General features: G+C 66.2%; 20 protein-coding genes. 3 read left to right on the top strand and 17 right to left on the bottom strand.

Features of this window, described 5'->3' with window-relative positions:
* Positions 1-341: 341 nt before the first annotated feature.
* A complete protein-coding gene (locus ACIQLF_RS05215) occupies positions 342-1268 on the bottom strand; it encodes an EamA family transporter (protein WP_400295221.1) in 927 nt (308 codons plus the stop codon).
* Between the two features lie 92 nt (positions 1269-1360).
* Here ACIQLF_RS05215 and ACIQLF_RS05210 point away from each other — a divergent pair, with 92 nt between their 5' ends.
* Positions 1361-2233, top strand: coding sequence for a LysR family transcriptional regulator (locus ACIQLF_RS05210; protein ID WP_400295218.1), 873 nt, complete (start codon positions 1361-1363; stop codon positions 2231-2233).
* Positions 2234-2267: 34 nt separating this feature from the next.
* Here the strand turns inward: ACIQLF_RS05210 and bioD are convergent, their stop codons facing one another.
* From bioD to ACIQLF_RS05160, 10 genes are all read right to left on the bottom strand, one after another.
* The gene (gene bioD / locus ACIQLF_RS05205) at positions 2268-2984 is read right to left on the bottom strand and encodes a dethiobiotin synthase (protein ID WP_400295215.1); all 717 of its coding nucleotides are present in this window, start codon (positions 2982-2984) and stop codon (positions 2268-2270) included.
* A complete protein-coding gene (locus tag ACIQLF_RS05200) occupies positions 2981-4180 on the bottom strand; it encodes a cytochrome P450 (protein WP_400295213.1) in 1200 nt (399 codons plus the stop codon). The genes bioD and ACIQLF_RS05200 overlap by 4 nt, the downstream gene beginning before the upstream one ends.
* The gene (locus ACIQLF_RS05195) at positions 4177-5412 is read right to left on the bottom strand and encodes an aminotransferase class I/II-fold pyridoxal phosphate-dependent enzyme (protein WP_400295210.1); all 1236 of its coding nucleotides are present in this window, start codon (positions 5410-5412) and stop codon (positions 4177-4179) included. Before ACIQLF_RS05195 ends, ACIQLF_RS05200 begins: the two co-directional genes overlap by 4 nt.
* On the bottom strand, positions 5402-6766 hold the full coding sequence (gene bioA / locus ACIQLF_RS05190) for an adenosylmethionine--8-amino-7-oxononanoate transaminase (protein ID WP_400295207.1): 1365 nt from the start codon (positions 6764-6766) through the stop codon (positions 5402-5404). Before bioA ends, ACIQLF_RS05195 begins: the two co-directional genes overlap by 11 nt.
* Positions 6763-7995, bottom strand: coding sequence for a biotin synthase BioB (gene bioB, locus ACIQLF_RS05185; RefSeq protein WP_400295204.1), 1233 nt, complete (start codon positions 7993-7995; stop codon positions 6763-6765). The genes bioA and bioB overlap by 4 nt, the downstream gene beginning before the upstream one ends.
* Before the next feature lie 341 nt (positions 7996-8336).
* Positions 8337-8945, bottom strand: a complete 609-nt coding sequence (locus ACIQLF_RS05180; protein WP_400295201.1) for an HIT family protein — start codon at positions 8943-8945, stop codon at positions 8337-8339.
* A 4-nt stretch (positions 8946-8949) separates the two neighbouring features.
* Entirely contained in the window at positions 8950-10953 is a 2004-nt protein-coding gene (gene thrS / locus ACIQLF_RS05175) for a threonine--tRNA ligase (protein WP_400295198.1), read from the bottom strand.
* 263 nt (positions 10954-11216) lie between these two features.
* Positions 11217-11714: a peptidase gene (locus tag ACIQLF_RS05170; RefSeq protein WP_400295195.1), complete on the bottom strand. Its 498-nt coding sequence runs from the start codon at positions 11712-11714 to the stop codon at positions 11217-11219.
* Positions 11686-12801: a cation diffusion facilitator family transporter gene (locus ACIQLF_RS05165; protein WP_400295192.1), complete on the bottom strand. Its 1116-nt coding sequence runs from the start codon at positions 12799-12801 to the stop codon at positions 11686-11688. The genes ACIQLF_RS05170 and ACIQLF_RS05165 overlap by 29 nt, the downstream gene beginning before the upstream one ends.
* A complete protein-coding gene (locus ACIQLF_RS05160) occupies positions 12798-13160 on the bottom strand; it encodes an ArsR/SmtB family transcription factor (RefSeq protein WP_400295189.1) in 363 nt (120 codons plus the stop codon). Before ACIQLF_RS05160 ends, ACIQLF_RS05165 begins: the two co-directional genes overlap by 4 nt.
* Before the next feature lie 228 nt (positions 13161-13388).
* On the opposite strand from ACIQLF_RS05160, the gene ACIQLF_RS05155 reads away from it, so the two are divergent.
* Positions 13389-13841: a carboxymuconolactone decarboxylase family protein gene (locus tag ACIQLF_RS05155; protein ID WP_400295186.1), complete on the top strand. Its 453-nt coding sequence runs from the start codon at positions 13389-13391 to the stop codon at positions 13839-13841.
* A 312-nt stretch (positions 13842-14153) separates the two neighbouring features.
* Here the strand turns inward: ACIQLF_RS05155 and ACIQLF_RS05150 are convergent, their stop codons facing one another.
* The 3 genes from ACIQLF_RS05150 to ACIQLF_RS05140 form a co-directional block, all read right to left on the bottom strand.
* Complete coding sequence (locus ACIQLF_RS05150; RefSeq protein WP_400295183.1) at positions 14154-15344, bottom strand: type II toxin-antitoxin system HipA family toxin; 1191 nt, start codon at positions 15342-15344, stop codon at positions 14154-14156.
* Positions 15341-15541 (bottom strand): helix-turn-helix domain-containing protein, encoded by a 201-nt coding sequence (locus ACIQLF_RS05145; RefSeq protein ID WP_400295180.1) that lies wholly within the window; start codon positions 15539-15541, stop codon positions 15341-15343. The genes ACIQLF_RS05150 and ACIQLF_RS05145 overlap by 4 nt, the downstream gene beginning before the upstream one ends.
* A 193-nt stretch (positions 15542-15734) precedes the next feature.
* Positions 15735-16112: a glyoxalase superfamily protein gene (locus ACIQLF_RS05140; protein ID WP_400295177.1), complete on the bottom strand. Its 378-nt coding sequence runs from the start codon at positions 16110-16112 to the stop codon at positions 15735-15737.
* Between the two features lie 55 nt (positions 16113-16167).
* Here ACIQLF_RS05140 and ACIQLF_RS05135 point away from each other — a divergent pair, with 55 nt between their 5' ends.
* Positions 16168-16455 carry a hypothetical protein gene (locus ACIQLF_RS05135; protein WP_400295175.1) on the top strand — a complete coding sequence of 96 codons (288 nt, stop codon included), beginning with the start codon at positions 16168-16170 and terminating at the stop codon, positions 16453-16455.
* Between the two features lie 94 nt (positions 16456-16549).
* Here the strand turns inward: ACIQLF_RS05135 and ACIQLF_RS05130 are convergent, their stop codons facing one another.
* The 3 genes from ACIQLF_RS05130 to ACIQLF_RS05120 form a co-directional block, all read right to left on the bottom strand.
* Positions 16550-20119: a DNA polymerase III subunit alpha gene (locus ACIQLF_RS05130; protein ID WP_400295172.1), complete on the bottom strand. Its 3570-nt coding sequence runs from the start codon at positions 20117-20119 to the stop codon at positions 16550-16552.
* A gap of 266 nt (positions 20120-20385) precedes the next feature.
* Positions 20386-21741 (bottom strand): dihydrolipoyl dehydrogenase family protein, encoded by a 1356-nt coding sequence (locus ACIQLF_RS05125; RefSeq protein ID WP_400295169.1) that lies wholly within the window; start codon positions 21739-21741, stop codon positions 20386-20388.
* Positions 21742-21827: 86 nt separating this feature from the next.
* The gene (locus ACIQLF_RS05120) at positions 21828-22139 is read right to left on the bottom strand and encodes a hypothetical protein (RefSeq protein WP_400295166.1); all 312 of its coding nucleotides are present in this window, start codon (positions 22137-22139) and stop codon (positions 21828-21830) included.
* Positions 22140-22318: the final 179 nt, after the last annotated feature.

Genomic DNA, 22318 nt, shown 5'->3' with positions numbered 1-22318 from the left:
CGGTTATGTCGTCACAATTCAAAACCAGTAGACAAATCACCTAGATTTTTGACGCCGCCCATCTATCAACAAAACACCGAACGCCGCAGAATCACAGGGTTCTTTCGGCACAACACAGGAAACTGCCCCGGCGCAACCCCGTGCAGGGCATATGTGAAATCAACTCCGGCTTCACCCTCGTCGCATTCGCCCTCCACTGGCCTTCCCGAGGGAAAGCGCAAGACAGTCCCCCAAGTGCCGGGGTGCGGCCTCCGTTTCAGGATGGCAGCTCCTTCACCGCCTGGATCGACGAATGCCATGCCTACGTCGCCTTTCAGGTCTCCCGGGAACGCAGGGAGCAATCATTCCGCTCTCCTGCGGGTGGAACGGTGCGAGGTGGACAGTGCCACGATGTTCGCGCCGACGATCGCAACGATGGCCAGCCATGCGGGCACGTCGAGTTGCTGGCCCAGGGCAGCGAGGCCGATCAGTGCGGCAAATACGGGGTTGACGCTCATGAACATCGAGAAGGAATGGGCAGGCATGCGCCGCAGGGCCAACGTGTCCGCGAGGAACGGCACCGCCGAGGACAACACCCCGGCCGCCAGGGCGTAGACCAGCACCGCGACCGTCGGCGGGTGCTGCCAGAGCACCCAGGCGCCGACCGGCAGATAGAGGATTCCGGAGACCAGTGCGGCCGCGGCCGACCCTTCCAGTCCGGGCAGTCGCGCCCCGACTTCCCGGTTAAGCAGGATGTAGCCGGCCCAGCACACCGCGGCCAGCAATGCCAGACCGACCCCCAGATAGTCGGTGGACGGCGTGGGCCGCACCAGCACGGCCACCGCGCCCGCGGCGGCCACGGCACAGAGCACGTTGGTGATGCGGCGCGAACCTGCCAGCGCCACGGCCAACGGGCCGAGGAATTCCAGGGTGACGGCCAACCCCAGCCCGATCCGCTCGATCGCGGCATAGAGGGACAGGTTCATCACGGCGAAAACCAGCGCCAACCCCAGCACCACCCGCCACTGGGCGGCACTGAAGCGCCGGAGTCGCGGCCGGCCCACCGCCACCAGCACGATGGCGGCCACCCATTGGCGCACCGCCACCACCCCGGCAGGACCGAGCACGGGGAATGCCAGCGACGCGAGCGAGGCCCCGGCCTGGTTGGACAGGCCACTGAGCAGCATCAGCGCCACACCGCCCCGGCTCCCCCGGGCGCGGGAGATGGCTGGATCGCCGGGCACGCCGGACTGGAGTCGCTGGGCGGAATCGGAGCGGTCGAGTTGCATGCTTCCAATGCTGGAACCATGGATCGGATACGCAAAATGCATCCACGCGGTAATCTATTCGCTGAACGCATAGATGAAATCGAGGGAACACGTTGACACTGGAGTTGAAGCACCTGCGCTGCCTGGTCGCCATCATCGACACCGGCAGCTTCACGGATGCCGCCCTTGAGCTGGGCGTTTCCCAGGCCGCGGTTTCCCGCACCCTTGCCGGCCTCGAAGATGTCCTCGGGGTGCGGTTGCTGCACCGGACCAGCCGCAGCATCGCCCCCACCACGGCAGGCGTCCAGGCCCTCGCCCGGGCCCGCCTGCTGCTCAGCGGTGCCGATGAACTCGTCCGGGAAGCCACGACCGGCCACACCCAACTTCACATCGGCCATGCGTGGTCGGCCTTCGGCCGGCACACCACCGAGTTCCAGCGCCGCTGGCAGGACCAACATCCCGAGACAGATCTGCGGCTGATTCGACACAACACTCCCACGGGCGGACTCGCCGAGGGGTTGTGTGATCTCGCCGTCGTGCGAGCCCCGCTGGATCTGAAGTCGTGGGCGCACGCCCTGGTCGGCGAGGAAACACGCTATGTTGCGCTCGCCTCGGACGACCCCTGGGCCCGCCGCCGCCAGGTCCGCCTGCGCGAGATCCCGACCCGCACCTTGGCCATCGACCACCGCACCGGCACCACCACCCTGGACCTGTGGCCCGAGGGCGAACAACCCGCCAGCGAGTACACCCACGACGTGGATGACTGGCTCACCGCCATTTCCACGGGGCGTTGTGTCGGCGTCACCCCCGAGTCGACCGCCTCGCAGTACCGGCGCGCGGGCATCACCTACCGCCCGCTTGCGGACGCGCAGCCCGTGCCCGTGTATCTCATCTGGCGCAGCCACGACTTCCACCCGGCCACGCACACCGCCATCGCCCTGGCCAAGGCCCTCTTCCAGGGAACCGGCGTCGCTTCCGCCCCCTGAGCCCGCATGCATTCCGCCGGCACCCGGGTCCTGGCTACGCCAGCACGGAGGCCAGCCTGCCGCCCGCCGCCCAGAGGTCTTCGTTCCTCCCCTGGGCCGGGCCCGTCGACCCCAGGCCTGCGAGCAGTCCGTCCACCCAGCCCCATCCGCGGTCGGCGGCAAGCGTTTCCAGGTTGCCGCGGTTGCGGACATGCAGTGCCGTAGGTGCGCCGGGGTAGCTTCCCAGGACCAGCGTGCCGCGGGTGAAGCCCCGGGCGACGGCCGCCTCCAGGGTGAGCGCGGTGTGGTTCAGCGTCCCGAGGTCGGGACGGGTCACCACCACCAGGTGCGCATCGAGCGCGGCGCCCAGGTCGGCCACGGTTTCCCCCGCGCGGGTCAGCGAGACAAGGAGCCCGCCCGCCCCCTCCACGATGACCGAATCGTGGCCCTGCGCCAGCGCCTTGATGCGCCGCACGTGCTCGGCCAGCGTGGGCAGCGCGTCTGCGGCGGCCTCCCCGCCTTCCTCCAACGCGGCATCCACCGGCGCCATCGGCTCGAGCAGTCGGACCCCCTCCACGACGCTCAGCCGGTCGGGGCCCCCGAGCCACCTGGCCGTGTTTTGCACGTCGCCGTCCTGTCCGGGCAGCACCCCGGTCTGGGTCGGCTTGTAGACCGCCACACGGTCCCCCCGGCGCAGCGCCGTGGCCGCCAGTGCGGCGGTGACAACGGTTTTTCCGACATCGGTGTCGGTCCCGGTGACAACGTAGATCATTGTGCGTGTTCCTTCTGCTTGCGCGGCATGGGTGCGTCGGCCCGCAAACGCGTCAGCACGTCCGCCGGGGTCTGGAATGAGAGCAGGTGGTTCCACCGCGGCTCCCGGTCAACCAGTTCGATCCCGGGCAGTGCGCGTGCGGTGGCGCCGAGCACCAGCTCCGTCTCGAGGCGCGCGATGCCGGCGCCCAGGCAGCGGTGGATCCCGTATCCGAAGGCCAGGGAGTCGTCATCCGGGCCCTCCGGCATCCCGCCGGAGAGGCGCAGCACCAGCTCGTCGCCGGCCAGGAAGGATTCGCCCTCGACCTCCGCGTCCATGGCGGCGATGCGCCGCCAGGTGGGCACCGAGGAGGCCCGGGCCAGCACCTCGCGCACCACTTCCTTCGACGCCTGTCCCCCGGTCTCCGGATCGGCGCAGGCGTCCCAGCGCCCGTCGGCCAGCGCGCCGAACATCGCCGTCTGGATGAGCATGGTGGTGGTTTCCTGTCCGGCGATCGCCAGGAAGTAGCCCAGCGAGATGATGCGGCGCTTCTCCACGCCCGCGCGGTGCAGGGCGGCATAGAGGTTTCCGTCCTCGCGCGCCACCGACCCGTCCACCGCACCGACAAGCCAGACGAAGAATTCCGCGGCGCTCGCGGCCAGCACCAGTTGCCGCCGTTCGTCCGGCCACCCCCAGAAGAGTTCCAGGGAATGCCGGCTCCAGCGCTTGAGCAGGTCGATCGGCGGAACCGGGATGCCGGTGAGCTTCTGCATGACCTCCGGCGGGATCGCCGCCGCGAGCCGGTCGGCCAGGTCGACGGCGCCGCCGGCCCGGTAGGTTTCCTCCAGTTCCCCGCAGATCCCGCGCACCCGCTCCTCGATGAACGCCCCCTGGGCCTGCACCTTGGCGGGGCTGAAGAAGCCGGCCACGACCCGCCGGACGGACATGTGCTCCCGGCCCGAGGCGCTGGCCAGGACCGGCGGCAGGGCGAAGCGCGCCGCGGCGAGGATGCGCAGCGCTGCGGGGCTCAGCCTGATGGCGGTGCTCAGGGCGTTGGCGGGGGTGAACTCCTCGGCCCGGCGCAGGATCTGCCGCACCACGGCGGGGTCCTCGATGCTGCGGTAGCGCCGGTTGACCGCCTCCGGGTAGGCCGCGGGAAGCGGGCCCGCCAAGGGGGCGCTCTCCACGGCAGCGGCCGTGGCAAAGGGACAGCTCATGATTCCACTTCCAGGATGGTCCGGGCCACCGTCTCCAGGACGAGGGCCAGTTCGACGGGGTCTTGGTGGGCGTGCGCGGTGATCCGCAGGCGCGAGATCCCGTCCGGGACGCTCGGCGGCCGGAAGCAGGCGACGGCGATGCCGCGTTCGCGCAGGGCAGCGGTCGCGGCCATCGCGGCATCCGCGCCGGGCATCCTGATCGACTGGACCGCGCCCGCGCCGCGCTCGATGCGTCCGCGCAGTTCCGGGTGCCCGGCCAGCGTGTCGCAGATGACCCTCGCACTGCGCGCGAGATCGCCGATCCGCTGCGGGTCGGCAAGATCCAGGGAACGGAGGGCCGCGGCGGCGGCCGCCGGCGCCAGGGCGGTGTCGAACAGGAAGGTGCGCGAGGTGTTGACCAGGTGCTCGCGCAGCAGGCCCGCGGATTCCCCGCCGAGCAGCGCCGCCCCGCCCTGGGCGCCGAGCGCCTTGGAGAGCGTGGCGGTGACGACCACGTGCCCGGAGCCGGCCAGTCCCGCGGCGCGCGCCGCGGAGCCGTGCTCCGTTGCCGCGAGCGAATGTGCCTCGTCCACCACCAGCAGGGCGCCGTGGCGGGCGCAGAGGTCCGCGGCCTCGGCCAGCGGCGCCGCGTCCCCGAGCACCGAGTAGACGGATTCGACGACGACGGCGACGCGCGGCTTGGGCGCCGGGCTCTGCATGTTCTGCAGCAACAGCCGCTCGATGTCCCCGAGGCTGTTGTGCTCGGAGGTTTCCACCTGCGCCCCGGAGAGCCGGGCGCCGTCGATCAGGCTGGCGTGGGCGTGCGCGTCGAGGATGAACAGGCTGCCGGGTCCGCCGAGGGCACCGAGCACTCCGAGGTTCGCGGTGTAGCCGCTGGAAAAGACCAGCGCCTCCGCCCGTCCCGTGTACCGGCACAGCGATCGTTCCAGCTCGCGGTGGACCTGCAGGGTGCCGGTGGCCACGCGGCTGGCGGCGGCCCCGGCGCCGTATTCGTGCACGGCCGCGGCCGCGGCGGCCCTGACCTCGGGGTGCCCGCCCAGACCCAGGTAGTCGTTGGAGGCCAGGTCCGTGAGCGGCCCGCGGGAGTTGTCGGTGCGCTGCATGCCGCGTGCGGCGCGCACCCTCGACCGGGCGGCGAGCCAGGTTTCCCAGGCCCGCGGATCCACCGGAGCGTTGTCCGTGGCCGCCGGAAGCCGGGTCGAAGGTCCGGTCAAGGTCTGGTCAGGCACCATGGACTGCTCCCACCGCCTCGGTGAGAGCCGAACCCAGGACCCGCAGCTCGTCGTCGGTGCAGATGTAGGGAGGCATGACGTAGACCAGGTCCCGGAAGGGCCGCACCCAGGCGCCGTGCTCCACGGCAACGCGCGTCACCTCCGCCACGCGCACGGGTTCGTGCAGCTGGATCACGCCGACCCCGCCGAGCACGCGCACGTCCTTGACGCCGGCCAGTTCCCGCGCCGGCTCCAATGCGGTGCGCAGGCCGCGCTCCAGCCGGGCCACCTGCGCGCGCCACGGCGCGGAGCCGCTTCCCGCGCCGTCGGGCCCGGCGAGCAGGTCCAGCGAGGCGCACGCCACGGCGCACGCCAGCGGGTTGCCCATGAAGGTGGGCCCGTGCAGCAGGGCCGATCCGGACGATCCGCCGCCGGACCCCATGGCCCGGGCGACCTTCGGGGTGCACATCATCGCGGCCAGCGAAAGGTAGCCGCCGGTCAGCGCCTTGCCCACGCACATCACGTCCGGCTCGACTCCTGCCCACTCGACGGCAAAGAGCTTGCCGGTGCGGCCGAACCCGGTCGCGATCTCGTCGACGATCAACAGCAGCTCGTGACGGTCGGCGATTTCCCGCAGCACATTCAACACCCGCGGCGGGTAGATGTGCATGCCGCCGGCACCCTGCAGGACCGGTTCGCACACGATGCCCGCCAGCTCCCCGGCGTGCTCGGCGGCGATGCTTCGCGCCTCCGCCTCCCAGCGTTCCAGCTCCTCCGCGTCGAACTCCCAGTCGCCGGAGCCGGTGTGCCGCGCGGCCGGGGGCCTGGGCAGGAAGACCTGCCGGCTGCCCAGCGGCGCGAAGGCCGCGTGCATGCCGTCGACGGGATCGCAGATGCTCATGGCGGCGAAGGTGTCCCCGTGGTAGCCGCCGCGCAGGGCCAGGAACCGCTGCCGCTCCGGTTTCCCGGACGCGTCCTGGTACTGCAGGGCCAGCTTCAGTGCCACTTCCACGCTGATCGAGCCGGAGTCGGCCAGGAACACGTGTTGCAGGTCGCCCGGGGCCATGGCCACCAGGCGTTCGGCCAGTTCGACGGCGGGTTCGTGCGTGAGCCCGCCGAACATGACATGGCTGAACCTGTCGATCTGCGCGTGTGCCGCGGCATCAAGCGCGGGGTTCCTGTAGCCGTGCACCATCGACCACCAGGACGCCATCCCGTCGATGACCTCGTGGCTGCCGCCTTGGCCGTCCTCCAGCGTGATCCGGGATCCCCGGGCGGCGGACACCGAATAGCGGGCCCCGGCGTCGAGGGAGGCATACGGGTGCCAGAGCAGGCCGGAATCACGGGCCAGCAGGTCCATGGTGTCGACGCTCATGCGTTGGGGTTTTCCTGCGTGCCCGCACCGCGGCGGCGCAGGACGGGTTCGGCGCCCGTCGGGCCGCAGCCCCGCGAGGTGGCGCTTCCGCAACCGCTGCCGCAGGAGGTGCCGCACCCGGGGGCCTCGGGCTGCGCCGGGGCTTCGTCGGCCCGGTGGCGGATGCGCGCTGCAAGCTCGGCGGGGTCGATGTCTTCCTGGCCCAGCACCACGTAGCCGGCATCCGAAATCATCTCCAGGTCCCGGCGTGCGTCCTGGCCCTCGGAGGTGAGGTAGTCCCCCAGGAACAGGGAGTTGGCCACGGCCAGCGCGGTGGACTGCAGGGAACGCAGGTGCATTTCGCGCCCGCCGGCCATGCGCAGCTCGGTGGCGGGGCAGGCGAGGCGGACCAGGGCCAGGATGCGCAGGCACGCCATCGGCGTCAGGTGCCAGGTCCCGGCCAGCGGGGTTCCGTCGAAGGGCATCAGGAAGTTGACCGGGATCGAGTCGGCGTCAAGGTCCCGCAGGGCGAAGACCGCCTCAACGAGCTGCTCCGGGGTTTCGCCCATGCCGACGATGAGCCCGGAGCACGGGGAGAGCCCGGCGTCCTTGGCCTGGCCGACCGTCTCCACGCGTTCCTGGAAGGTGTGAGTCGAGCAGATCTCCGGGTAGAGGGACTCGGCGGTGTTCAGGTTGTGGTTGTAGGCATCCGTCCCGGCTGCGGCGAGCCGTTCGGCCTGACCCGCCTTGAGGATGCCCAGGCAGGCGCAAACCTCGATCTCCGGGTGCTCGTCCTTGATCTGGCCGATCATGGTGGCCACCCGGTCGACGTCGCGATCGCTGGGGCCCTTCCCGGAGGCGACCATGCAGACCCGCGAGGCGCCGCCGGCAATGCCGAGCCCCGCCTGGTGCACGGCCTCCTCGGGCTTGAGCCAGGAGTACTTGAGGATCTCGGCCTTGGAGCCCAGGCGCTGGGAACAGTACGTGCAGTCCTCTGGGCAGAGCCCCGACTTGAGGTTCACCAGGTAGTTGACCTTCACGGTGTTGCCGAAGTGCTTGCGCCGCAGGGTCCCTGCCGCCGCCACCAGCTCCAGGGTTCGCTCATCGGGCGCACCGAGGATAGCCAAGGCCTCGGACTCGGTGATGCGGTGCCCCGCTTCCACCCGGGCGGCAAGGGCCCGCGCGTCAAGCGGCTCGGCAATCGCCTCCGCCGGGGATTCTTCAAGATTGGTCGCAATGCCCAAGGTCATGGTGCTGCCTTCCGCTGGAATGAGAGAAGCGGTTCCAAGCGCTTCCATGGGGTTTCTGAAACATGCTCAATGCATAATTGAACAGTGTTCAACCGTGAGGTAAAACCACCATACACCGATCACCCCGACACACCTTGAACACTGTTCAATTGGGCGATTCGTGCCGTAATATCCAAAGCCACCTGGGCGTGTCGTCCCCCGCGGTCTCCACCCGATCGGAAAACACAGCGACCACGCCCTTCGCCCGCATCAGCCGCGGGACGGTGCGCGTCCGCTGCCGTTAAACAGAATGACCGCCGGGCAAAATGCCCGGCGGTCAATCCATGAACTGCTGTTCGGTTTTAGTCGATCTCAAGCCAGCCGGCGGCCAGGTCCTCGCGGATGTCCCCCAACGTGGCGGGCATCGCCTTGGTCTGGGCGATGATCGGGAAGAAGTTCCCGTCGCCAGCCCAGCGCGGAACCACGTGCTGGTGCAGGTGCGCGGCGATGCCGGCCCCGCCGGTGACACCCTGGTTCATGCCCAGGTTGAATCCGGTGGGACGCGACACGTGGCGCAGCACGCGCATGGACTTCTGCGCCAGCGCAGCCATCTCCGCCGTCTCCTCCTCCGTGATGTCGGTGTAATCCGGCACGTGGCGGTAGGGGCAGATCAGGATGTGGCCCGGGTTGTAGGGGAAGAGGTTCAAGATCACGTATGCGGTCTTGCCCCGGTGAAGAATCAGCGAGTCCTCGTCACTACGGGTCGGCGCGACACAGAAGGGGCAGGTTTCCTCGCCCTTGACTTGGTCCTGTCCGGCCTTGATGTAGGCCATCCGGTAGGGAGTCCACAGGCGCTGGAAGGAATCGGGCACACCGGCGAGTTCGAAATCGTCGGTGACTGCCGTGTCCCGCTCCTCCTGCGAAAGCTCCTCGGGCGCTTCGATGGCTTGTGCCCGCGTGGACTCCCCCATGGACCTAGGCTTCCCGGTTCTTCACAGCGGCGACGATGCGGGCCACCGCTTCGTCCACCGGCACGCCGTTGTCGGTGCTGCCGTCGCGGAAGCGGAAGGAAACCGCCCCGGCCTCGGCGTCGTCGCCGCCGGCGATGAGCACGAACGGGACCTTTTCCTTGGACGCGGTGCGGATCTTCTTCGGGAAGCGGTCCGAGGAGATGTCGGCCTCGGCGCGGATGCCCGCGGCCTTGAGCTTGTCGATCACGTCGAACATGTACTCGTTGAAGGCCTCGGCCACGGGGATGCCCACGACCTGGACCGGGGAGAGCCATGCCGGGAACGCGCCCGCATAGTGCTCGGTGAGCACACCCATGAAGCGCTCCACGGAACCGAAGAGGGCACGGTGGATCATCACCGGGCGCTGGCGGGTGCCGTCGGCGGCCTGGTACTCGAGCTCGAAGCGCTCGGGCAGGTTGAAGTCCAGCTGGATGGTGGACATCTGCCAGGTGCGGCCCAGCGCGTCCTTGGCCTGCACGGAGATCTTCGGGCCGTAGAAGGCGGCTCCTCCCGGATCCGGGACCAGCTCCAGGCCGGAGGCCTCTGCGACCTCGGCGAGGGTGCGGGTGGCTTCCTCCCAGACGTCGTCGTCGCCGACGAACTTCTCCTCGTTCTTGGTGGATAGCTCCAGGTAGAAGTCATCCAGCCCGTAGTCCTTGAGCAGGCCCAGCACGAAGTTCAGCGTTTCGGTCAGCTCGTCCTTCATCTGCTCCTTGGTGCAGTAGATGTGGGCGTCGTCCTGGGTCATGCCGCGCACGCGGGTCAGGCCGTGCACCACGCCGGACTTCTCGTAGCGGTAGACCGAACCGAATTCGAACAGGCGCAGCGGCAGCTCGCGGTACGAGCGTCCGCGGGAGCCGAAGATCAGGTTGTGCATCGGGCAGTTCATCGGCTTGAGGTAGTAGTCCTGGCCGGGCTTGCGCACCGTGCCGTCCTCGTTGAGCTCGGCGTCCACGTGCATCGCCGGGAACATGCCGTCCTTGTACCAGTCAAGGTGGCCGGAAACCTCGTAGAGGTGGCCCTTGGTGATGTGCGGGGTGTAGACGAAGTCGTAGCCGGCCTCGACGTGGCGTGCACGCGAGTAGTCTTCCATTTCCTTGCGGATGATGCCGCCGCGCGGGTGGAACACCGGCAGGCCGGAGCCCAGCTCGTCGGGGAAGGAGAAGAGGTCAAGCTCGACGCCAAGCTTGCGGTGGTCGCGGCGCTCGGCCTCGGCGATGCGCTCCTGGTAGGCCTTGAGCGCTTCCTTCGTCGGCCAGGCGGTGCCGTAGATGCGCTGCAGCTGCTGGTTGTTCTGGTTGCCCAGCCAGTAGGCGGCCGAGGTGCGGGTCAGCGCGAAGGCATTGGAGATCAGCTTGGTGTTGGGCAGGTGCGGGCCGCGGCACAGGTCGCACCACACGGTATCGCCGGACTTGCGGTCGATGTTCTCGTAGATGGTGATCTCGCCGGCGCCAACCTCGACGTTCACGCCCTCGCCGGCGGAATCGGCCTCGTTGGCCTTGTTCAGCAGTTCGAGCTTGTACGGCTCGTGGGCCATGGCCTTGCGGGCTTCGTCCTCGGTGACCACGCGGCGGGCGAACTTCTGGTTCTGGTTGACGATCTTGAGCATCATCTTCTCGAGGGTCTTCAGGTCCTCGGGAGTGAACGGCTCGGCGACATCGAAGTCGAAGTAGAAACCGTCGGTGATGTACGGGCCGATGCCCAGCTTGGCATCCGGGCGCAGCTGCTGCACGGCCTGGGCCATGACGTGCGCGGTGGAGTGGCGCAAGACCTCAAGGCCCGCGGGGGAATCGATGGTGACTCGTTCGACGGCGGTCCCGGCCTCAAGCGGGCGCGAAAGGTCGCGAAGCACGCCATCGACGTGCATGACGACGACGTCGCGGTCATCAAAGTACAGCTCGGCCCCGGTAGTACCGGCATTCACCTCTCGTTGTTCCCCATCGACGGTCAGTGTGATTTGCTCAAGCACTACGGTTCCTCGTTTCGTTGTCCGGCTTCATAGCTTGTGGCATACGATGACCACAGCCAGCCAACACCCAGCTTAACGGAACCATTCGGCGCCCCACCAATCGACGCGCATTCCTGCAGGGCAAATGCCGGGCGGGGAAGCCGTGTCCCACATACCTGCGCATCGCCATTCGGGCCCTGCGCCTCACCACCGAGATGAACGAGGCAGGGCGATTCACCGCTCAACAACCTTGGATAACTCCCGTGTTGTCCAAGGTTTGACTCCTAACCTTGTGGATCGCTTAGCCCGACCCCTTGGTCGTCCAGACAGGGCGAGCGTTTTCCCGTCGGCGGCCCGACGGAGCGCCGGCAAGTGCAGGCCGGTCCCTTGACGGCGGGCATGGCCAGCCAGACGAAGCGTTCCATCTTGTTGTATGAGCCGAAGTCCAGGACTGCGCCGTCGAGTTTGGGCGCAAGCTCGCGACTGACACTGATCGCGATTTCTTCATTGGCCAGCCGCTTCCACACATCGGGAGAAGCCTTGCCTGACTGCCCGGGGCCGCCGAGCAGGCATCGAAGGGGTTTCTTCGGTTCCGTCCGTGAGAAGTACAGGCCTTGCCTTCGGCAGCCGCCGTCTCCCTGGTAGCAATGCAACAGCCCGCCAAACACGTCGATCATCGCCAACGCTTCCCCTGCCACCATGAAACTGCCATGGCCGGGAATGCTCACCGATGCGCCCAGGTCGGCCGCCTTGTCAATGATGGTTGTGCGCGGACGGCTCAAGACCAACACATTTTTCGCGCGCGGAAGCCGTGACGGCCTTGATCAGCATGTCGTCAAGTTTCGGGAGCGCGTGCCCGAGCCGGTGCTCGGCGGAGTGAATGGTTTCAGCCACCGTCGACAGCGCCGCGTCCTCGACGGCAATGGTTGCAGCACCCTGCAGCCGGTGGCCAACCCAGCGCAGTTGCACGCCGTCCACGGCGAGGACTCCCGGCGTTCCGGACAGGGCAGTCTCGGCACGGTCCACGAGCTCGGGTTCGATGCCGTCCATGAGCCGGCGCCCAATGCTTTTGACCGTCCCGATCAGCAGGACGATGATCGCCACGGAAATCAGTAGGCCGATGATCGGGTCGGCAAGGGGGAAGCCGAGCATCACGCCCACGGCACCGAACACCACGGCAAGGGAAGTGAACCCGTCGGTGCGGGCGTGCACGCCGTCCGCCACCAGTGCGGCCGACCCGATCTTTTGCCCGACGCGGATCCGGTACACCGCCACGATCTCGTTGCCGGCGAATCCGATCACGCCGGCCGCAAGCACCCACCACAGGTTTTCGAGCGGTTGCGGGTTGACCAGGCGTTCGATCGACTGCCAGGCGGCGACAACCGCGGACAGCGCGATGACCACGACGATGAAGAGGCCTGCGAGGTCCTCGGCCCGCCCGTATCCGTAGGTGTAGCGTTTCGTGGCCACTCGACGGCCCAGGATGAAGGCGATCCACAACGGCACGGCGGTCAGCGCATCCGAGAAGTTGTGGATGGTGTCCGCCAGCAGTGCGACGGAACCGCTGATCACCACCACGATGACTTGCAGCGCCGTCGTGGCCAGCAGGATGACGAGACTGACCTTCAGCGCCCGGACACCTTCCTTGCTCGCCTCCAACGCATCGTCGATCGAATCGGACGAATCGTGGGTGTGCGGCACGAACAACTCGAACAGCCACCCCTTGAAACCCGAGTGGTGCTTGTGGGAATGCCAGTCGTGGTCGTGGTGCATCTGGCCATCTTCGTGGGCGTGGGGTTCATGATGATGGGCGTGCGGGTGCCCATGGTCATCCGCGGGGCGGTGGCCCGCTTGATCGGTGATCCTCATGCCGTTGCCTGCCCTGCCCGGTGGTGCGCGGGCATCCCGCCGAGCGCGTGTTCGGCCTGGTGGATCGCGTCGACGACCAGCTGCCTCGCGTGTTCGTTTTCCAGCCGGTACATGACCTTGGTGCCTTCCTGACGCGTGGAAACCATGTGGGCCAGCCGCATCTTGGCCAGGTGCTGTGAAACCGCGGCGGGCGATTTCCCCACGACCTCGGCCAGTGCCCCGACCGCCATTTCCTTCTCGCGCAAGGCAAGAATGATCCGGACCCGGGTGGCGTCGGCCAGCATGGAAAAGACCTCCACCGCCAGTTCCACGTATTGGCTGTCGACACCAAGGGAACATGCTCCATTATCTGCATTCATACGCAGATACTTTCATTAAAGCTCGGCAACGTCTACATCCGCCCAGCCGAAGATGCCTCAGCATGTCTCGTGGCCGCCTTGGTTGCCATGACGCACGGTCCGGCCGCTTGTGTGCGTCATGGATTTTTTGGCCGGGCAATGCTGCAACGACATGCTGGTTGTCGATCCGCCGCCCATGCGTGCAATCAACCTCTAGTTGTTCCCGGGTTCCGGGACTAACATGCAGGCATGGATACCCGCGTGAACCTCAGCAAGTCCGATCCTGCCGCCTATGCGGCGTTGCTTGCCATGAACAAGGCTGCCAGCGAGGCCGCCCAGGCGGCCGATCTCGACCCGAAGTTGTGTGAACTCATCAAGATCCGGGCCTCGCAGCTCAATGGGTGCAGTTATTGCCTGCGCATGCACACCCGCGACGCGTTGAAGCTGGGTGAAAGCACCGACCGTTTGGCGGTGCTGCCTGCGTGGCGTGAATCCGAGTATTTCACCGCCGTCGAGCGTGCGGCCTTGGCATTGAGCGAGTCCATCACCCTGGTCTCGGTGGGTCAGGTCCCCCGCGACACCTACACGATGGCTGCGTCGGTACTCACCGATGCACAGGTCTCTGCGGTGGCGTGGCTCAGCGCCGCGATCAACATGTTCAACCGCGTGGCAATCACCAGCCGATACCCGGTGGCTCCGTAGCCCCTGGCGCTTCTTCGTCGGCAACGTCCAGATTTGCCTTCATTTCTTGTCCCCCACTCGAGCCGGTTCCGCCCGATGCCCTGTGCCCGGGTAGGCATGCTCGCTTAGGCGATGCCCAATGCCCCGGATGGAGGTCGGGCGATGACTTTTCGCATGCTGCCCGACCCGTTCAGCCAGAGGTACCTCGGAAGCCAGTGTTTCCCGGTCCTCGCGCTCAAGCTGCCTGCACCTTCAGAAATCCAACGGCGGTGCAACACGACAAAATGCCCCATCCCTTCAGCCGAACGATTCGCCGCCAAGGCCCGGGTTTTCCTAAGCCCCTAATTCGTGGCGGCGGAAACGCAACTCTCGTTGGGCACTGCGCAACGGTGAACCTTCAAAGGGCAGCATCTCCAGGTTGATCGACATTGCAGCCTTCAATGCCAGCTGGTTTGCCGATGCCGCAGCCCTGAGCGGCAACCCCAAGGCACCCGCGAACTCCACCCAGTGCCGCGCCCGAATGTTCTTCACTTTGTCGGCGACGGGCAACGCCATGGTTTCATCGCCGTACAACAACGTGCAGGGAACGTCATACACCGGCGCAGGGGAAAATCCTCCGGATGCGTCACCCAGAATTGAGAGATTCTTGGCATGGAGATCCCCGTTGCCGGTCAGCCACGCAAAGAGGAATTGCAGGTAGAAATTGCGAATAGCCGGCAAACGCGCCTCACATCTTTCGGCCAGCGCGAGTGCCAATGCCTCGGACGCAACTCCGTATTTGGCCGCAGGTGGCAATGCCATGACCTGGGTGCCGTCCTCCAGCGGCAACCTGCGCCACTGCTTGCTTCCGTCCAGGTAGCGATCAAAACGCTTAACCAGCAGCCCGGCTTGGCCATTCTTGTCATGGACGACTTCGCTGGACACCACGGGGATCTTCAGCACTTTGGCGCCAGCTAAATGCGCGGCCTCGTTGGCCACCAGATGGGGGTTCTTCGCAGGATCCAATTTCAACAGGTACCGTTGCCCCCGAGAGGCCAACGAGGTGGTGAGCATCGAGGCACTTGCCTTGTCTTGAACGCCGGGCAATCCGTGTAGATCGACGGAATTCGCAAGGACTGCAAATTCGAGGTCCGCAGGGTTTGAAGCATCGGCCAAGGCATCGGGTTCTACGGGGTCCTCACCGGCGGGCACGACTTGAACATCGCCCGGGACATCCGCACCGACTGCCAGCAACAAGGTCATTTCATCGTCAAAACTGGTTTTTGCGGCGTTCTTGAGCACCGTCAATCGATGCCCTTCTGGCAGCAGCCCCGCAAAGAACGCAGGAAGCGCCCCGTTCGATGTTTCAACGGGCTCCTCGGATAGCGGCAGGGAAAAGGCCACAGGCAGGTTACCCGCCTCCAGATATTTTTCCGCGTATGCGAAACGGACAGCGCCTGCATCCGTCCGGGACAGCCCCCCGGCCAGAATTCCGTTTTTGTATACATCAGCGCTCTGGACGCGTTTGAGCATCTCCAGGTTCATCGTGCAACCGTTAGATTGAGCCCCAAAACACCAAGCACGGAAGCAACCGCCCGCAGCGAAGGATTGCCCGTGGCCGATTCGATGGCGCGTACCGTCCGTTCTGAGACCTCGGCAAGATCGGCCAGGTCGACCTGGGTGAGTCCTGCCTTTTTGCGTGCAGCACGAACGCTGGCGGCTATGGCCGAAATACTGTCCATCACAACCCCTCAAAACGGCAACATACTGCCGATATGCATGATTCCCTAGTCTCATACTTCACCAAAAACCCTGTTTCGGCAAGATATTGCCGAAACAGGGTTTTTGGTGACGAATTCAGATCATCCGTGGCCAAATCGGCAACTTATTGCCGATTCGGCCATCGGGAATCGGGCAGGTCCAACCGCTCGGGAGTCAGCCGTTGGGACGCTGCGGGATGTACTGCACCGCCCACTTGTTGCCGTCCGGGTCGGCAAAGTACACGAAGCTCCCCCAGTCCTGGACATCGATGTCGCTGACCTCGATCCCGTTGGCCGCAAGCTGGTCGTGTGCGGTCTGGATGTCGCTGACCACCATTTGCATGCTGGGTGCCGTTCCCGGTGCGGCATCGTTCAGGCCTTCGCCGATGCAGATCGAACAGGCCGAGCCGGGCGGAGTCAGCTGGACAAAACGGATCTTGTCGTTGGGCCGCTCGTCGAAGTCCGCGTTGAATCCCACCTTGTTGACATAGAAGTCCTTGGCCCGGTCGACGTCGGACACGGGAACAAACACCAGTTCTAGTTTCCAATCCATGGTGCACAGGCTAGTCCCACCACAGGGGAAGCAACAGGTCTTATCCCGCTTTTCCGTGCATCACATCGCACTGGCGAAAGGAACCACTTCAGGCCCGCTTGACCCCGAATTTGCCGGCGACACGGATCCGGGCAACAAGCTGGTGGAGCATCTGGCGAATCGCGACACCGAAAGCGGCGCTCACCGCGCCCAAGGCGGCGGCACCCAACACCCGGGACCAAGAAAAGACGCCGCCGGTTTCAAACACGCTGGCAAGACCGACGAGCACCGAGCAGAGCAACGCTCCACCGACAATTGCCTGCTTCCACCAGCGACCGAAAACAAGCCCAAACAAGATCATTGACGGGATCACAACGCCAGCCTCCGTTCCAGGGCGGTCCGCCGATAGCCCCAGTATCACACGGCCGCTTCGGTCCGACAACGGATAATGCCAGCCATCAGGCCCCCAAGTATCCGCGCTGGTCCAGCCCCTCGTCGGACATGGTTTGCGCCAGCGATTTCCCCCGGCCCCGCAACGGTGTTTTCCTGCCCTGACCGGGGCCGCGCCCGTCGCGCGCCCGGCCCGGATCATCCAGGTATCCCGGCGCCGGCAACGTTCCCTGCTGCGACAGGTCCCAGGCATCGAGCGCCTGCACGCTGATTCCCCGCGGTCCGGTGCGCCGGGTCAACCCGTGGATCAGCAGCAGCCGGGTGGAGAAAAGCAACGGGCCGCAACGCTGCTGCGCCTCGTGGAAGAACGTGGCATCCACGCAACCGGTGCCGTCGTCGACCGAGATGAAGACCACGCGCCGGCCGCCGCGCATGGGCGGGGTCTGCGTGGCGACCCGGACCCCCGCCACCAGGACCTCGGTGCCGTTGCGCATCGCCAGCAGGTCCTCGGCGCGCGAGACGCCCAGCGAGTCCAGCAGCGGGGCGTGGGATTCCATCAGGTGCGCGCTGACATCGAGGCTCAGCAGATCCAGCTCGGTGCGCACCAGCTCGTCCAGCGGGGTTTCCGCCGCACCGATGGCCATGCCGGCGAGGTCCAGGTCGCCCATCGGCAGGGCGAGCTGCCCGGGAATCGGGCGGTAGCGCTGCGGCAAAGGCTTGTGCACCCCGCCGCGCAGGTGGGCGACCAGGTCCGCGCGGTTTCCCCGGCCGGCCGTGCGCTGCAGCGAGTCGAAGGCTCCCAGGGCGGCGAAGTGGTTCAGCGAGGTGCGGGTGAGCCCCGAGCGGTCGCGCACATCGGCGATCGACTCGTAGGGCTGGCCGGCGACGACCCTCTTGACCTCGCGCTCCGAGACCCCGCGGATCCCGCGCAGGGACAGCCTGATCCCGAAGCGCCCGGGCAGCATGGCGCCGACGGCCCGGGGAACCACCGGCAGCTGCGCCGGCGGCAGCAGCCCCTCCAGCTTTTCCACCCGGTAGCCGTCCGCCGAGCGGTTGATGTCCAGCGGCAGGATCTTGATCCCCATGCGCCGAGCCTCGGCCACCAGCAGTCGCTTGGGGTACATGCCGGGGTCGTGTTCCCAGATCCCGGCGAGGAACGCCTCCGGGTGGTGGGCCTTAAGCCAGGCCGACTGGTAGGTGGGCACGGCAAAGGCCGCCCCGTGGGCCTTGCAGAACCCGAAGGAGCCGAAGGCCGCCAGCGTCTGCCAGACCTCGTCGATGACGTCCAGCGGGTAGCCGAGGCCCTGGGCGGTCGAACGGAAGAAGGCCTCGACCCGGGGCTCCGATGCGCTTCCCAGGAGGCGGCGGTAGACATCGGCCTTGGCCAGCCCGCAACCGGTCATCGTGTCGAAGATCCGCAGCACCTGTTCATGGAAGACGGTGACCCCGTGGGTCTCGGCGAGCGCGGGTCTCAGGTTCGGGTGGGGATATTTCTCGGGTGCGAATCCGTGGCGGTTTTCCAGGTAGGGCTTGACCATGTTGGATTTCATGGGTCCGGGTCGGAAGAGGGAGATGTCGATGATGAGGTCGTTGAAGTCGCGGGGGGCGAGTTTGCCGATGAGTTCGCGTTGTCCGGGTGATTCGATCTGGAAGCAGCCGAGCGTGTGTGTGGAACGGATGAGTTCGAAGGTGGGTTTGTCGTCGAGCGGGACGAGGGCCAGGTCGATGGTTCCGTTGGGTTTGATGTAGGCGGGGATTTCCCCGGGGTGTTTGCCTTGGTGTCCCCCCGCCTTGGCGACTGTCTGTGCGTCCGGGTGGATGCGCTGGATTTCGGCGAGCGCGTAGGTGATGGCCGATTGCATGCGCACCCCCAGGACGTCGAGCTTGAGCAGTCCCATGGGGTCCATGTCGTGTTTGTCGTATTGGCTCATGGGGAGGTTTAGTCCGCTGGGTTGGACAGGGGTTCTGTCCAGGAGCGTGTTGTTGGAGAGGATGACTCCGCAGGGGTGCATGGAGATGTGTCTGGGTAGCCGGTCGAGGCGTTCGGTGAGGTCCACGAGGAGGTCGAGTTGTTTTTCGGTGCCGAGCCGGTCGGCGAAGGGTGCGAGTTCGGGTTTCTCGTTCAGGGCGTCGCGGAAGGATGAAGCGGAGAAGCGCCAGAGTTGCTTGGCGATGACGTCTATGTCTTCTTCCTCCATGCCGAGGGCCATACCCGCGTCGCGTACAGCTCCCCTGGCGCGGTAGCCGTTTTGCATGCTCATGAGGCTGACTCGGTCGGCGCCGAAGCGGGTGAAGATTTTTTGGTAGATGTTGTGGCGTTGGGCGGATTCGACGTCTATGTCTATGTCCGGCAGGGTGGCTCTCTCGCGGGAGAGGAAGCGCTCGAAGAGCAGGTCGTGGGTGAGGGGGTTTACCTGGCTGATGCCGGTGAGGTAGTTGACCAGTGAGGAGGCGCCGGAGCCTCGTGCGGCGGAGCGTATGCCCATGCGGGTGATCATGTCGCTGACTTCCGCGACGGTGAGGAAGTAGGGGGCGAAGCCGAGGTCTGCGATGGTGCTTAGTTCCTCCCCCAGGCGTTGGCGCATCAGGGGGTTGTTCCCCTCCCCGGGGATGAGCCTGTTGATGCCGGATTCCGCGCGTGCGGCGAGTTCCCGGTTGGGTTCGCCGGTGATGCCGATGATGTGGGCTTCGGGCACTACGGGTATTCCCCATCCCGTGTCGCTGACGGGGTCGAGGCGTGCCCAGTCGGCGAGCGCGGAGGTGTTGCGCAGGAGCGTTGTCCCTATCCGGGGGCTTGTTGCCTCGCGGGCGATTTCCGCGGCGAGGTGGCGCATGTGCCCGGCGGTCTTGAGCCAGCCTTGTCCGTTGGGTTGGATGTCGTTGAGGGTTTCGAGGGAGGTGAGGGCGCGTGCGGAGTCCAGGACGTCTGCCGTTGCCGCGCCGTCGGGTTCGGTGTATCTGACGGCGTTGGTGAGGATGGGGGCGATGTTTGCCGTTTCTGCGCAGCGGAGCAGGCGGATGGCGTGTGCGGTACTGAGCCGTTCCCCGGGGTTGTTCAGGTGGGTGACGATCTCTACCCGTAGTGTTCTCTCCCCCAGGAGTGTGCGCCATCGGTGGATGAGGGTGCGGGCCTGGTCGTAGTGGTGGTGTTGGGTTGCCAGGCCCACGTCGGAGTTTGGTCCCAGCAGGATGGTGAGCAGTGGTTCCCCCGTGGGATCGAGGGCGTGGGTTGCCAGTTCCCCGGGGGTGATGCCCAGGTGTTGTTTGCGTATCCCGTCGGGTGTTGTTGGTTGGTGTGCGGCGGAGACCAGACGGCAGAGGGCCTTGTAGCCGGCTCCGTTGCTGTGCCCCTTGGCCAGGATGATGATTCGCCCGGAGATGCGCAGGGGGTTGCGGGTCTTGCCGTCGTTTGCCTGTCGTGTGGGTACGAGGGTTGCGAGGTCCACCCCCAGGATGGGGTCCATCCCGTGTTTGATGCAGGCATTGAGGTGTTTGATGCTTCCGTAGAGTCCGTCGCGGTCAGTGATGGCCAGTGCGTCGGCGCCGTCGGCGAGCGCCGCCTGGACGAGGTCCTCGGGCCAGGAGACTCCGTAGTGTGCGCTGAAGGCGGATGCCACGTGCAGGTGGGTGAAGCCCATGGGTATGTTCGCCTCTCCTTCGCAGCGCCCCTTTCGTTTGCCAGGTGCGGGTTTGAAGGTTTTTGTCGCTTCGGTGTGGGAGCAACGTGGGCCGTCCGCCGCGCAGGGGGTAGAGCCATCATATTAGAACACACGTTCTAATCAAGTTGCATTGGAACGCATCTACCACCCGCGCACATTCACATCGGTTCGGTTCGGACGATGAGCAGGGATTATGTGGTTTACATGAGATGGCGCACCCACGCCGGCCTATCCGCCGAACAGGCCTATCCGGAGTGCTCGAGCTTGTCGAGCGCCACGAGGTAGGCCTCGTTGTAGCTGGGGAATTGCGGAACCTGGTCACGCAGGACCGAAAGCGGGATCTGTGCCCTAATGGCGAGGGCCGCTTGGTGGATCCATTCGCTGGCTTGCGGCGCCACGACCCAGGCGCCAATCATGACCTGTCGCCGCCGGTCGATCAGGATGCCCAGGTCTCCTCGCGGGTCTTGTTCGTAGGTCCACGGCCGGGCAATGGCCTCAGGCAGGTTCACGCTGACGGCTTCGGTCTCAAGGTCGATCAGGTCTGCCTGTACCTGAGTGAGTCCGACCGATGCGATTTCCGGGTTTGCGAACACCACCCGAGGGATCCCCCCGTAACCGGCGCGTCGCTCCTTCCCCAGGATGCAATCTGCAACGATGCGTCCTTGGTATTTGGCGACATGCGTAAAGGGCATGATTCCGGTGACATCCCCCGCCGCCCAAAGGCCTTCAGCGGACCAGCAATGCTCGTCCACCTGCATGTACCCCTTGTCATCCAGGAGACCTCCGGCGCGAGGGATGCCCAACCCTTCGGTGCGCGGGGTCCGTCCCGTGGCGAAAACAACGGCGTCAACGGTGAGCTCGCTTCCGTCACCCAACGCCAGCACGCTTCTCCCGCCATCGGCCCGCCCGCTTGCAATCGAGCGGTTCATGCGCACGTTTACCCCGGCATCGCGCAAGTAGGTTTCGGCGAGCGCGGAGACCTCGGGTTCCTCGCGGCCCAGCAGGCGCTGGCTCCTGTTGAGCAGCGTGACGTCCACGCCGAATCCGGCCAGGAATGTCGCGGTTTCCAGCGCGACGGCGCTTCCGCCGACAATGGCCACCGATTGCGGCAGCTCCGCGAGCGTGTACACCTCACGGTTGCCCCATGCGGTGATTTGCTCGGACCCGGGGAAGGAGGGGAAGACCGGCGCGGTTCCGGTGGCGACGATGATGTGGTCGGCCAAGTATTCCCGGCCGTCAGCCTGGATGCGGCCCGGTCCCGCGATGCCTGCCCGCGCGCGGACCACCCGTGCGCCGCGCTGCCGGTAGCCTTCGGCCTGGACACTGTCATCCAGGTGCCTGACCATGTAGTCGCGGTAGTCCCGCACCTGCTGCCAGTTGAGCGCGAAGGGCAGGGTCCCGGCGGCGCGCCCGGCTTCGGCCCGAAGCTCCGGCCCCCGCAACACCGTCTTGGAGGGAACGCAGGCCCAGTAGGCGCATTCGCCCCCGATGAGTTCCGTTTCAAAAACCACAATCTTCTTGCCCGCGGTGATCAGCCTGTCGGCGGCAACCTCCCCGCCGGGGCCCATGCCGATGATGGCTACATCGAATATTTCCTGCACAAGACCACCCCTGCGTCCACAAATCCGCCATGCAATGCCTAGCCTTCAGCCTTGCACTTGCCCCGGCGAACAGCCAGAGAACGGGGCTAAGCACTTTCCCCGCAGGCGTCGTGGATCTTGATGATTCGCCATCTTCCGGTCCCGACCTGGCGGGAGACCTCAAAGGTACGTAGGGGGCCAACCCCGGCGAGCCTGACTTGCAGCCGCCAGACCTCGTAGTCGACAAGCCCCGGGCCGCGTCCGCGTTCGGCCCGCAATTCCTCTTTCCACCAGTTGCGTCGCTGGAACCAACGCACCGGCTCGGCGGCCAGCTTATATTCCCGCCCTTGCCAACGCATGCGGATCGGAACCCCCGCCAGTGTGCAGTCGACCTCGATCGACTGGGTAAAAATTCCCACGCCCCCACCTCTCACTCGCCCCACACCCACCAAACGGCGCCGCCCCCGGGCCCGTTCGGCACCAAGGAAGCAGCGCCGCACGGGATCCAATGGCGCACTCAACCATTTTATTAGAAACTATGTTCTATACAAGGCGAGGCTAGAACACATCTACGACAAATTACGTCCTGAAGTCTACT

The organism is Paeniglutamicibacter sp. NPDC091659, from assembly GCF_044756805.1.
Lineage (GTDB): Bacteria > Actinomycetota > Actinomycetes > Actinomycetales > Micrococcaceae > Paeniglutamicibacter.
The sequence above is the reverse complement of the archived record's forward strand: the minus strand, read 5'-3'. Positions and strand labels throughout refer to the sequence as shown.

Excerpts from the sequence above, each read along its gene's own strand:
- ACIQLF_RS05215 (WP_400295221.1), bottom strand. The coding sequence starts at position 1,268 with ATGCAACTCGACCGCTCCGATTCCGCCCAGCGACTCCAGTCCGGCGTG.
- bioD (WP_400295215.1), bottom strand. The coding sequence starts at position 2,984 with ATGATCTACGTTGTCACCGGGACCGACACCGATGTCGGAAAAACCGTT.
- ACIQLF_RS05200 (WP_400295213.1), bottom strand. The coding sequence starts at position 4,180 with ATGAGCTGTCCCTTTGCCACGGCCGCTGCCGTGGAGAGCGCCCCCTTG.
- ACIQLF_RS05195 (WP_400295210.1), bottom strand. The coding sequence starts at position 5,412 with ATGGTGCCTGACCAGACCTTGACCGGACCTTCGACCCGGCTTCCGGCG.
- bioA (WP_400295207.1), bottom strand. The coding sequence starts at position 6,766 with ATGAGCGTCGACACCATGGACCTGCTGGCCCGTGATTCCGGCCTGCTC.
- bioB (WP_400295204.1), bottom strand. The coding sequence starts at position 7,995 with ATGACCTTGGGCATTGCGACCAATCTTGAAGAATCCCCGGCGGAGGCG.
- ACIQLF_RS05180 (WP_400295201.1), bottom strand. The coding sequence starts at position 8,945 with ATGGGGGAGTCCACGCGGGCACAAGCCATCGAAGCGCCCGAGGAGCTT.
- ACIQLF_RS05165 (WP_400295192.1), bottom strand. The coding sequence starts at position 12,801 with ATGAGGATCACCGATCAAGCGGGCCACCGCCCCGCGGATGACCATGGG.
- ACIQLF_RS05160 (WP_400295189.1), bottom strand. The coding sequence starts at position 13,160 with ATGAATGCAGATAATGGAGCATGTTCCCTTGGTGTCGACAGCCAATAC.
- ACIQLF_RS05155 (WP_400295186.1), top strand. The coding sequence starts at position 13,389 with ATGGATACCCGCGTGAACCTCAGCAAGTCCGATCCTGCCGCCTATGCG.
- ACIQLF_RS05150 (WP_400295183.1), bottom strand. The coding sequence starts at position 15,344 with ATGAACCTGGAGATGCTCAAACGCGTCCAGAGCGCTGATGTATACAAA.
- ACIQLF_RS05145 (WP_400295180.1), bottom strand. The coding sequence starts at position 15,541 with ATGGACAGTATTTCGGCCATAGCCGCCAGCGTTCGTGCTGCACGCAAA.
- ACIQLF_RS05140 (WP_400295177.1), bottom strand. The coding sequence starts at position 16,112 with ATGGATTGGAAACTAGAACTGGTGTTTGTTCCCGTGTCCGACGTCGAC.
- ACIQLF_RS05130 (WP_400295172.1), bottom strand. The coding sequence starts at position 20,119 with ATGGGCTTCACCCACCTGCACGTGGCATCCGCCTTCAGCGCACACTAC.